Genomic DNA, 12,434 nt, shown 5'->3' on the forward strand with positions numbered 1-12,434 from the left:
TTTTCTTGTTTTTTGGGTGCTTGATATGCTTTGAAGTATCATCTCAACAAACTTTGTTTCAAAAGCTTGATTCAAAGAAAACTGGTATTGATTTCCAAAATCAAATTGACGAAACAGAAGAGTTGAACGTAATGGCTTATGAGTACTTTTTCAATGGTGCGGGCGTAGCTGTTGGCGATGTAAATAATGATGGTTTAGAAGATGTGTTCTTTACCGCCAACATGAAAGCCAATAAACTGTACTTGAACTTAGGAAAATTACAATTCAAAGACATTACCAAAGCGGCTTCAAAAGATTTGGAAGGTAGAAAAGGAGCTTGGAAAACTGGAGTAACCATGGCGGACGTGAATGGCGACGGATACTTGGATATTTATATTTGTTATTCAGGAAAAGTAGAGGAAGACAATCGCCGAAATCAGTTATTTATCAATCTTGGCAAACAAAAAGATGGTTCTGTAAAATTCATCGAAAAGGCAAAAGAGTATGGTTTAGATAGTCCTTGTTACAGTACGCAAGCGGCTTTTTTAGATTATGATTCAGACGGAGATTTAGATATGTTCTTGCTTAATCATAATGTAAAGAAGTATGATAACATGGAGTTGGCTCGCCTCAGAAATGAAATTGACCCTCTAGCTGGAAATCGTTTATTTGAAAATAAAAACGGACATTTTGAAGACGTTTCTGCCAAAGCTGGTATTCATCAATATCCACTTACTTTTGGTTTGGGTGTTGCCATTTCAGACATCAATAAAGATGGATTGCTGGACATTTACGTTACCAACGATTATAACGAACCCGATTATTTGTACATCAACAAAGGCAATGGTACTTTTCTGGAAGACACCAAAAAGTCATTGCAACATCTGGCTCAATTCTCGATGGGCGTGGACATTGCCGATATAAATAATGATGCTTTGCCTGATATTCTTTCGCTGGATATGCTTCCAGAAGATAATCGAAGACAAAAGCTATTACAATTACAAGAAAATTATGAGTCTTTTGAACTCATGCAAAATCAAGGTCTTCAGAAACAATATATGCACAATATGTTGCAACTGAATCAAGGAAATGACCGAAATAAAATTCCATTTTTTAGTGAAATTGCTCGCCTTTCGGGGCTATCAAGTACCGACTGGAGTTGGTGTCCGCTCATTGTTGATTTTGACAATGATGGATTGAAAGACGTTTTTATCAGTAATGGTTATTTAAGAGATTATACCAACAAAGATTTTTTACGATATTGGGGCGACTACAAAATCCGAAAAGCAATGGACAGAGAACCCATTCAATTGATGGATTTGGTGCGTGCGATGCCTTCAACAAAATTGCCCAATTATATCTTTAAAAATAATGGTGATTTAACTTTTAGTAACCAGCAAGAGGCTTGGGGAATGTCTGCTCCAAGTATTTCAAGCGGAGCAGCTTATGCAGATTTAGACAACGATGGTGACTTAGATTTGTTGATTAATAATATCAACGAAGAAGTTTCTTTTTATCAAAATACAAGTAGAGAAAATGCTCAAGGACATTATTTACAAGTAAATCTTATTGCTGACAAAACCACAAAAACAGTATTGGGTGCTAAAGTATATTTATATGCTGGCGGTCAAGTACAATACCAAGAAGTAAATCCTTATCGTGGTTATTTGTCTTGTGAACCCATGCGTTTACATTTTGGTTTGGGGAAAAATACAAAAGTCGATTCGCTCAAAATCGTTTGGCCCGACCACACCGAACAGTGGCTCAAAGCATTGTCGGCAGACAAATTACTTTCTATTAAAAAGAATAGCGAGCCGATTTCCTCTTTTGAACTTATCGAAGACCCAATTTTTCAGAAAGTATCTTCAAAAATTCCCTATTTACACGAGCCTTTTATTGAAAACGATTTCAAGCGTCAGCCTTTAATGCTGTTTATGTATTCAGCGACGGGGCCAGTACTTGCCAAAGGTGATGTGAACAAGGACGGTTTGGAAGATGTTTTTGTGAGTGGCGATAAAAATCGTAACGGAAAAGTACTGATTCAGCAAAGTAATGGTACTTTTTTGCCGATTGAAAATTTAGAAATTGGTGACGAAAACAATTCCTCTATTGTTGCGGCAGTTTTCTTTGATGCCAATGGCGATGGCTTCCAAGATTTGTACATTGCCAAAGGTGGATATTCACTTTTTGAAGTAAATACACCTTCGTTTCAAGATGAAATCTTCTTGAACAATGGCAAAGGAAAATTATTCCCTTCTACTTACTCTTTGCCGAATTTGAGTGCCAGTAGCAAAGCATTTGTGCGTCCTTGCGACTTTGATAAAGATGGTGACATAGACTTGTTTGTGGGCGGACGAGTACTGCCCGGTCGTTATCCCACTGCACCAGAATCGTTTTTATTAGAAAATAATGGTCAGGCGAAATTTACCATAAAAAATATTCCTTTTGCCAAATTGGGAATGCTGACAGATGCACAGTGGACAGATATTGATGCCGACGGCAGACAAGATTTAGTGATTTGTGGGGAATTTATGCTTATCAAAATTTACTTGAACAAACAAGAAGGTTTTGTGGATAAAACAAGTACTTATTTCTCCGAAGCAGATAATGGTTTGTGGTTTTCGCTGGCTTTAGAAGACGTAAATGGTGACGGTCAAAAAGATATTATTGCAGGAAATTATGGTGAAAATTCTGTCATAAAAGTTTCAAAGCAACAACCTGCTGAATTGTACTTTGCCGATTTTGATGATAACGGCTCAATAGACCCATTCTTGAATTTTTATGTACAAGGCAAATCATATCCTTTTGTAAGTCGTGATGAATTGAACGACCAAATTTTCCCAATGAGAAGACGATTCTCTTCCTATAAAAATTACGCTGACGCTACAATCAACGAAGTATTGACGAAAGATGAAATTGCCAAAGCAACGATTTTAACACTGAATGAAAACCGAACCGTTTGTTTCCTAAGCAGTATCGGAGCAGATAAAAGTATTCAATACAAAAAGAAAGTACTGCCTTTACAAGCTCAATTTGCACCCGTTTCACAGATTTTGGTGAAGGATTTTGACAAAGACGGAAAAAGCGACCTTTTGTTATTGGGAAATAAAACCGATAATCGTTTGAAATTAGGCAGTATGGATGCCAATTATGGTTGTCTGCTCAAAGGAAATGGCAAAGGAGATTTTATCTATCTCAATCAGATTACTTCTGGACTTTCGGTGAAAGGCGACGTAAAATCTTTTGTAGAAATGAACATTGGGGCTGAAAAATATTTAATCATTGCTGCTTTTAACCAAGCACTTCAATTTTATAAAGAATGATTTATCTAAGAAAATTTTCCCTACTGATAGCCTTACTTTGTACTTTTTCGGTACAGGCTTTCAAGGCAAAAAAAGAACCGACAGCCTATTTACAACCTGCTGTTTTCTCTTTGACGATGGTGATGCTCCATGATGTGGTAAATCCGCCAGCGGCAAGTAGATTTTACTCATACAGTTTGTTGGGTGCTCACGAAATACTGGCACAACATGACAAAACGATTCCATCGCCAAGCACTTATATCAAAGGTTTTCCGAAGTTCAGTATTCAACATTCTGGTGAGTACGACTATCATTTAGCGGCTTTGTACGCCATTCTGGAAACAGGAAAAAGAATGTTGCCTTCGGGTTTTCAGTTGGAAGAAGATCAAAAGAAAATTCTTGAAAGTTGGAAAAATGATGGTTATTCAGAGCAAGTCATTACAAATTCTATCAATGTTGCTCAAGAAGTATCACAAAAGATGGTGGCTTGGGCAAAAAATGATGGTTATTTAAAACTAAGTACTTTAAGAAGATACAAACCCATAAAAGGAGAGGGGAATTGGTATCCAACTCCACCTGCCTACATGGAAGCCGTTGAACCCAATTGGCGAACTATCAGACCAATGGTAATGGATACTTGTAACCAATTTAAGCCAATTCCGCCAGTTCCATACAGTGCCGAGGAGGGAAGTGAATTTTATAAATTGGCGAAAGCAGTGTATGACATTAGTAAAAACACTACTTTAGAACAAAGAACCATTGCCGCTTTTTGGGATTGCAATCCTTTTGCGATTAATACTTCTGGGCACATGTCGATTGGATTCAAAAAAATGAGTCCAGGGGGACATTGGATGAATATCACAAGTATTGTTTCCACTAAAGCGAAGCTTTCATTTGGGCAATCATTATTATTACAATCTTTGGTAGCCACCACTTTGATGGATGCTTTTATTAGTTGTTGGGATGAAAAATACCGAAGTAATAGAATCAGACCCGAAACGGTTATTAATAAGTTGATTGATATTCGTTGGCAACCACTTTTACAAACGCCACCGTTCCCAGAATATACCAGCGGACACAGCGTAATTTCAACCGCTTCGGCAGAAGTATTGACTTATTTTTTAGGCGATAATTTTGAATACATAGATGATTCTGAAATCTATTTTGATTTACAACCTCGAAAGTTTACTTCTTTCCGACAAGCCGCTAACGAAGCTGCCGTGTCACGTTTTTATGGTGGTATTCACTTCAAAGACTCCATCGAAAACGGGCAAAAACAAGGGGCAAACTTAGGTAAACATATAGTAAAAAAGATGCAGGATTTAGGTGTTTCGTCTTTTGTGAAATAAAGTATTGTAACTAATTCATTCTCAGTTTTCTTATTCAGTATTCTCCATTTTTAAAATGTGGAATACTGAATGTTGATGTATTCGCTCAACGTATGTACTAGGAAGTGCGTAAAAATATTGCCTTCTTTCTCCCCTTTAATACTACTCTTGTAGAGTCATTTGCACAAAAAATAACAAAGTTTTCATGGGTTTTAACTGGTATAATTTTTTTGCTTAATTGTATGCTTGCGATTGCGATTTGAGGAAGAAGTGTTTTTTTGAAATAGAATATTGAATTGAACAGGTTTTTTGCTTTGAATAGGTTGACATTTTGTTAATGGTTAATAGAGGTTTTAATCATCCGTTTTTCACATGAACACAATTATATCATGAAAATCATCAACGAAGAAATACTGAAAGGCTTGCTTAATATCTTCAAAATCAATAGTCAACGGATTGAGGTATATGGCAAATTATCTGAAACAATCTACACGCCAGAACTACAGCAACACTTCAAAACACAAGCAGACGAATCTACTTTGTTACTCAATGAACTCAATTCAATTTTATACCAGTCATTTGAGAATTCAGAAAGTCCTATTCTTTACGAAGACTCTATTATTGATCAATCAGTCTTTTATTTTGGTATGGCTCGTGCTTCTAATAATCCAAGAACCGTCATGGTTTCTTGTCAGTTTGGAGATGAATTTTTGATGAAAGCTTATCAAAAAATACTGGAATTTTTAGAAGTAAAATATATGCCTTCTTTAAATGATATTTTGACAAAACATTTGAAAAGTATCAAACACCAAAAGGTTAATATAGAAAATTTACTTTTGTCTAATTTAACAATGAAGTATTTTAAAATCCAATAGAAATAGATGAACACATTATTTTAGCGACTGAGCTTCATGCTCTGCACGTAGTTTTTCTACTTGTAAAATATTTTCTGTCAATAAAATCCCGGAGGGATTAAATGCGTATGGCAGAATGAATAAAATATACTATTCTTAGACCCGGAAAGAGTCAAATTAATTTCCATCAAAATTAGCTAATCCATTCAAACAGATATTCGTCTTTAAATGCTATTTCAAATTTTTTTAGAAATGAAATATACTCTTCTTTAAAGGTATGTTTTTGGTGATGCTCTTTTTGGTTATTGATATAACCTATGACATTGTCCAGTGCTGAATGGCTGTAAGAAAAAGCACCATATCCTTCTTACCATTGAAATTTTGATGGAGTAAATCTTTTTTCATTAATAAAATCATTTGATGATTTTTTAATTTCTCGGACTAAATCTGATAAACAAGATGATGGCTTTAGCCCAATCAGAATATGGATATGGTCTGGCATTCCATTGATAGCCAACAATTTTTGTCCTTTATTTTTACAAATTCCAGAGATGTATTTGTAAAGTTCTTCTTCCCAGGTAGAATGGATTAAACTGTTTCTGCTTCTTACGGCAAAAACTACTTGGATATAGATTTGTGAAAATGTTCCTGCCATTTTATTAGAAGGTAGTGTGTATATTATTATTCGTTTTTAAATCCCGAAGGGATTAAATGTTTATAGAAAAGACAAATTAGGAGTCCAATGACCATGAAATGGTCAAATATTTATAGAGTAAAACAGATAAAGGATACGACTCCATCGGAGTCGAACAATCTTCTCATTTTTTGCTATAAACATTTAATCCCTTCGGGATTTAGAACTAAATAATCCTTTTGGTTTGAATGTTTATAGCAAAGAATCAAGGCTTTCTATTACTTTCTATAATCTAAAGCAGGCTTTCTATCTCCTAAAAGAGCTTCGTACTTAAAATTAGCTCCTCTTTTTTGAGTCCATTCTGCTTTTGCCTTGTCAATTAATGTTTGGTCTTTGAATAAATCTAATGCTGTACAAGCTAAAGTTTTAGCCGCTACAATCATACCTTTTTGCCCGATACCCATACCACTTGCAGCGGTTGATTGCCAACTATGCGCTGATGAACCCGGAACCCACGTAGCTGTTTGTAATCCTACCGTTGGAACTGTCCAACTAACGTCGCCTACATCAGTAGAGCCCCCGCTTGTTGCACTTTCTGAGCCATCACGAAAATCTTTTACCAAGACTGCATTTTCGATAGGCTGTTTTTGTTCTCCTAAGGTTTCACTTAATGATACAGCAAACTTTTTTTCTTCTTCATTGTACACTACACCGCCAACTTTAGCCAAGTTATTGTGCATTACATTGGCTAAAGTAATATTTGGCAACAAATTAAATACACCTCCTAATACTTCCCATTCAACTTTAGTGCCTGTTCCCAGTGCTGCGCCTTGTGCAGCATTTTCTATGCGCTTCCAAACACCTTGAAGAATCTCACGGTCTTTATGACGAGCGTAATAATATACTTCGGCATAAGCAGGTACTACATTAGGTGCTTCACCACCTTTTGTAATCACATAATGGATACGAGTATCTTGTGGGATATGTTCACGCATCATATTAACCATCATATCCATTGCTTCAACACCATCTAAAGCAGAACGTCCACGTTCAGGAGATGCAGCAGCGTGTGAAGCAATTCCTTTAAAACGAAACTTAGCATTTTTATTGGCTAAAGAAGTACCCGCATCAGCTGAATTCTGAGCACCAGGATGCCAATGAAGCACTACATCGACATCATTGAAGAGTCCGTCTCGTACCATATAAACTTTACCCGAACCACCTTCTTCTGCGGGGCAACCATAAATCTTGATAGTCCCTTTTTGACCAGACTTTACTAACCAATTCTTTACTTCAATGGCAGCAGCAACTGAAGCAGTACCAAATAAATTATGTCCGCAACCATGACCGCCTTTTTGATTGGGAATAGGACTAATCTCAGGAACAGCTTGTTGAGCTAAACCGGGTAGAGCATCGTATTCACCTAAAATACCAATCACAGGCTTGCCTTCTCCAAAGCTTGCGACAAATGCAGTAGGAATCCCTGCTATGCCTGCTTGTACCGTAAAGCCTTCTTTTTTTAGCTGTTCTTGTAAAAGTAAAGAACTCTTTTCTTCCATGTAACCCAATTCTGCAAAATTCCATATCTGTTTAGAGATACCTGCATACTCATCGAAGCGTTTATCGATGTTGCTAATAACAGTTTGCTTGTCGGTTTCTGAAGATGAAGTTGTGCTTGCTTTTTTCTTTTGGGCATTTCCCAAAAATGACATGAGCGTGAGGGCGAGTAATAATGGTTTTTTCATAAAATAAAGATAGTTTGTTAATTATACTTCAAATATTACCTCTTGATTAGGCACACGGACTCTATCTGAATAAATACCTTCAGGTTTTCCAATGCCGCATGCTATAATCATATTAATTTCTGCTGAAGAAGGAAGCTTTAAGATTTTTTTGACCAATTCGCTATCAAAACCTTCCATTGGGCAAGTGTCATAACCCTCTGATGCCATGCTTAACATAAATGTTTGAGCCGCTAATGCACATGATTTATGGCACATTACTCGCTGGTCGCCATGATTACGAATCCTCAAGAAGGGTTTATTAAAGCCCATGAAAAATACGATAATACTACGAAGTAAGGTATTAAAGCCGAATGGGTCATATCTGTAAACCAATGGCATTAATTTCTTGTAATAATCAAAAGCTCTAAGGTCTTTTTTAGTTAATTCTTTGCCTTCAAATTGTTTTTCAAGCTTGTCGATGTTCCATTGTACTCTTTCTTTCCATTTATCTTGGCGAGTCACAAAAACAACTAACTGACTAGCCGTTTTAGCAGCCGATTGCCCCATACAAGCTTTATTAAGAGCTTCATGAACAGCTTTAGTTTTAATTTGATAAAACTCCCAAAGCTGCATATTACTGCTATTTGCAGAAAGTACAGATAATGCTAAGGATTTAGAAACGACGGATTCATCAAAAGGAGCATTGTTATCGAAAATTCTTACCGAGCGACGTCTATCTACAATGCTTTGAAATGTGGAGCCAAACATATTTTATGGTTAGGATAATTTGTAAGTGTAATTTACTCGAAAATCCTTAAAATAAAAAGCCAATACCTAAGTACTGGCTTACTAAAATGATATGATGAGTTAGATTATTGTTTCCATTGAAGGGTATTTACCATTTTGATAACATCCTTTTTAAGGTATTCAATAACGGGTTCTAGTGAATCGCTTTTCAAGGCTGTGTTGAAGTAAAGCGCTCCACGTAAATAATGCTTTGTGGAGTCGGTAGTGTAGAATTGTAGGTAGGTAGGTACTTCGCCTTCCAATCTCATCAACATTACTTTTTCGCCTTTGGGAGTTGTGAGGATTGAATTTTGAATAGACGAAGCTTTTTGACTATGTTTTGCTGCTAATTTGTAAGCATCGTCAATAAGTCTTGAAAGTTTGGTCGGGTCATTGTTAAGCGATTTGTAGGTAAGTTGAATCATCGCTTTGTAAGCTGGATAATACACATAAATCCAATGAGGTTCTGCCCATGCTACGGTATCAGGTTTAATAATTGCCTGACTGGAATATTGAAATGTATAAGGATGATTTTCAAGTAATTGAACATAATGTGTTGAAGGTAAATCTATGCGATTAAAACCTTTAGGCTTTGGTACGAAATCGCTATCGTCCTTTGTTTTTCTACAACTACTTAGTCCGAAAACAAGAAAAGTGCAAGCTAATAAGCTTGCACTAATTTGATGAAAGAATCCTTTTTGATAAATCATTGATTGTTTGAATGTAAAAGCTTGATTCAAAAGAATGAAGCTTTTATTGAATATGATAAATTGATTGTCGAGAGATGAAAAGCACCGACAAACAACGCTTAGTCACCTAAAATATTACCTAAACCACCTAATACGGAACCACTTTCTTTATTCGCATTGCCACCATAAGGCGATAGTGTACGAATTAACTTAGATAATGGCATAGACTGAATCCAAACTCTACCAGTACCACGCATAGTGGCTAAGAAAAGACCTTCACCGCCTAAAATCATAGATTTTAAATTCCCAGCTTTTTGGATGTCGTAGCTTAAAGTTTGCTCAAAAGCTACAATACAGCCAGTATCAATTCTTAATGTTTCGTTGTTCAAGGTCTTTTCGATGATTGTACCGCCAGCATGAACAAAGGCTAAGCCATCACCTTGAAGTTTCTCTAAAATAAAACCTTCACCACCGAAAAAGCCAGCACCAATTTTTTGATTAAAAGTAATAGAAACCTTTGTTCCTAAAGCAGCACAAAGAAAACTATCTTTTTGAGCAATCAAAGTATTACCTGGAAGAGTTGCAAGGTTAATCGGGATAATAGTACCAGGATGTGGTGCTGCAAAAGCTACTTTACGTTTGCCATAACCACGATTGGTAAAATGTGTCATAAAGAGCGATTCGCCAGTTAATAAACGAGAACCCGCTTGAAAAAGCTTGCCAATTAATGAATTATCAGCACTTGAACCATCACCCATCTTGGTTTCAAAAACAATACCTTCTTCCATGTAACACATAGTGCCAGCTTCAGCAATAACGGTTTCGTTAGGGTCAAGTTCTACTTCTACTAATTGGATATCTTCTCCTATAATTTTGTAATCAATTTCGTGAGAGTACATGTTATTATCGTTTAGATTTTGATTGTTTATTTTATTCAAAGTAAATCTTATCCTTTCAAAAGATACAAAGATTTTGGATAACAGGTAGCAAAGTCTTTTGATTGGACTTTATGAGATACTTTCTTGGAAAATGCTTTGAGTTTGATGAGTAATATCTAGTGTTCCTTGAACAACTTCTTTGAATTTCTCCTTCAATGCTTCAACGTCATTACTAGTCATTCCTTTTGTTTCTATGGGTTTGTGTACGATTACTTTAACGGCTTTAGGCTTAAGGAGGTATTTCCCATCTTCTAAAATCTGAAAATTATTCAGAAAAGTAATCGGTACAATAGGTATTTGTTGATTGATTGCCATGACAAAACCACCGTCTTTCAAGGGTAGATGTAATTTGGGAGGATGTTTTGCTTTGATACCACCCTCTGGAAAAATGATGATACTTCTACCATTCTTCAAGGCTTTTAAGGAACGAGTGAGAGAAACTGAGCGACTGTGTTTATCGTTTCTATCTACCTGAATATGCAGTTTTCTAAACATATACCCGAATAGAGGTACTTTTTTGAGTCCAGCTTTTCCTACAAAGGCATAATAGTTTTTGATGACCAAGCCCATCACGGCAATATCTAAGTATGAAAAGTGATTGGCGCAAAAAACGTAAGTTTTGTTTACATCTATTTCAGCTTCATATTTTATATTGATGGGCATTCCAATTATTGGGAAGTAAAGCTTACCCCATAATCGGTTCAAATAATGAGCTTTCGGTTTCCATGTTTCTTTCTGAAGAAAAAGCCAGAAGAAAGGGAAGAGAATTAAAAATAACGATACAAACCAGAAAATAGCCCAAGCGGTATATAAAAATCTTAGAATTCGCATAAAGGCAAAGATAGTAAAATCTGACATTCAGCCGATGGTCTTGCAGATAAATGATTGGCAATAAAAAAAAGGTTTAATAGCCGCCACTATTAAACCTTTCTATGAGTAATTATTAAATTACCTTGAGCAAATATACTTAACTCATGATAACAAAAGCAAGAGAAAGTACATTTCCGCAGAAATAGGAGGATAAATTCTGTTTAACGGTTATGTTGTCCTGAAAAAAAGGATGAAGTGATGAATATTCATTTTGAAATTTTAAAAAACCGTTCAAGTGCGGAATGAAAAAAGTCCTCAAAATAAATTTTTGAGGACTTTTAGTGGAAAAGTGATAAAAATCATTTTATATTCCCATCATATCTTTAAAGGCAACCGAGTTTCTGGTTGAAATTTCTAATTCGATTCCATTATTCAAAACAACCTTCATTCCACCTTTGTAATAAGAGTCTATTTCAGCAATATATTCAGTATTGATAATTTGCTGACGATTGGCTCTGAAGAAAGTGTTAGGGTCTAAACGTTCTTGAATTTTATTCAAAGAACGGTGAATCATCGGCCTGTTACTTCCGAAATGGAAACGACAGTAATTACCTACAGATTCAATCATGTATATTTCTGTTAACCTTACGAAATAACATTTGTCGCCATCTTTCAAGAAAATTCTTTTGTCTGGTGGAAGTCTTCCTTCCGAAACAGCTTCTGAAATTCTTGTTTGCTGGATTTCAGCACGGATTTTCTCAATTGTTCTTGAAAGTCTTTCGGCTTTCATCGGTTTCAAGAGATAATCCATTGCTTCCGATTCAAATGCTTGAATCGCATATTGATTATAAGCCGTTACAAATACTATTTTAGGAATGAATTCCAGTTCATCCAATAAGTCGAAACCATTTTTTTCTGGCATTTCAATATCCAAAAAAATCAAGTCAGGCTGTAAACGATGGATTTTTTCGATAGCATCGTCCACATTTTCGGCTTCATCAATGATTTGAATATCCGGATAGTCTTGTAACAAGTACTTTAATTCTTGGCGAGCTAACCTCTCGTCATCCACCAAGATAGTCTTAATTTTCTTACTCATTGGCTTAATATTGGACAAGTCTTGATATTGGCGATCAACAGCTCTTGGAGAGTAAGGTTTTCTATTAGCCATCTCACTTAACTGATTTGCAATAATTAATATAGGTCATCACCTGTGATCCTCTCAGGGGTAGTGCTCTAGTTGTACTTACCTGTATTTTCCGCTAATATAGTAAATTTCAAATCATTTTCAAGGAAAAAAAATGGCTTAATTAGCTTTTTTTTTCTTATTTATTTTTGATTAACGTTGAAATAAAGTTTTTTCGGCAAGAAAAAACAATATTATTAGAAT

9 protein-coding genes and 1 pseudogene are annotated in these 12,434 nt (G+C 35.7%); 3 read left to right on the forward strand and 7 right to left on the reverse strand.

The features are described 5' to 3' along the window. Positions 1–53: 53 nt before the first annotated feature. The 3 genes from ABID42_RS15670 (at position 54) to ABID42_RS15680 (ending at position 5,484) form a co-directional block, all read left to right on the forward strand. The gene (locus ABID42_RS15670) at positions 54–3,302 is read left to right on the forward strand and encodes a VCBS repeat-containing protein (protein WP_367284462.1); all 3,249 of its coding nucleotides are present in this window, start codon (positions 54–56) and stop codon (positions 3,300–3,302) included. Continuing rightward, positions 3,299–4,630: a vanadium-dependent haloperoxidase gene (locus tag ABID42_RS15675; protein ID WP_367284463.1), complete on the forward strand. Its 1,332-nt coding sequence runs from the start codon at positions 3,299–3,301 to the stop codon at positions 4,628–4,630. The genes ABID42_RS15670 and ABID42_RS15675 overlap by 4 nt, the downstream gene beginning before the upstream one ends. A gap of 368 nt (positions 4,631–4,998) precedes the next feature. After that, a complete protein-coding gene (locus ABID42_RS15680; RefSeq protein WP_367284464.1) occupies positions 4,999–5,484 on the forward strand; it encodes a hypothetical protein in 486 nt (161 codons plus the stop codon). A 172-nt stretch (positions 5,485–5,656) separates the two neighbouring features. Here the strand turns inward: ABID42_RS15680 and tnpA are convergent. The 7 genes and pseudogenes from tnpA to ABID42_RS15715 all read right to left on the reverse strand — a co-directional run bounded on the left by tnpA (position 5,657) and on the right by ABID42_RS15715 (position 12,215). Further along, a pseudogene (tnpA, locus tag ABID42_RS24000) lies at positions 5,657–6,118 on the reverse strand (IS200/IS605 family transposase). A 257-nt stretch (positions 6,119–6,375) separates the two neighbouring features. Further along, on the reverse strand, positions 6,376–7,842 hold the full coding sequence (locus ABID42_RS15690; protein WP_367284466.1) for an amidohydrolase: 1,467 nt from the start codon (positions 7,840–7,842) through the stop codon (positions 6,376–6,378). Positions 7,843–7,863: 21 nt separating this feature from the next. Then, positions 7,864–8,589 (reverse strand): nitroreductase family protein, encoded by a 726-nt coding sequence (locus ABID42_RS15695; RefSeq protein WP_367284467.1) that lies wholly within the window; start codon positions 8,587–8,589, stop codon positions 7,864–7,866. 104 nt (positions 8,590–8,693) lie between these two features. Next, positions 8,694–9,317 (reverse strand): gliding motility lipoprotein GldD, encoded by a 624-nt coding sequence (gldD, locus tag ABID42_RS15700; RefSeq protein ID WP_367284468.1) that lies wholly within the window; start codon positions 9,315–9,317, stop codon positions 8,694–8,696. A 98-nt stretch (positions 9,318–9,415) separates the two neighbouring features. Continuing rightward, entirely contained in the window at positions 9,416–10,195 is a 780-nt protein-coding gene (locus ABID42_RS15705) for a TIGR00266 family protein (protein WP_367284469.1), read from the reverse strand. 108 nt (positions 10,196–10,303) lie between these two features. Beyond that, complete coding sequence (locus tag ABID42_RS15710; RefSeq protein ID WP_367284470.1) at positions 10,304–11,092, reverse strand: lysophospholipid acyltransferase family protein; 789 nt, start codon at positions 11,090–11,092, stop codon at positions 10,304–10,306. A gap of 316 nt (positions 11,093–11,408) precedes the next feature. Continuing rightward, a complete protein-coding gene (locus ABID42_RS15715; protein WP_323325789.1) occupies positions 11,409–12,215 on the reverse strand; it encodes a response regulator in 807 nt (268 codons plus the stop codon). Between the last annotated feature and the right edge of the window lie 219 nt (positions 12,216–12,434).

Origin of the sequence: Arcicella rosea (assembly GCF_040543805.1) — a bacterium.
Lineage (GTDB): Bacteria > Bacteroidota > Bacteroidia > Cytophagales > Spirosomataceae > Arcicella > Arcicella rosea.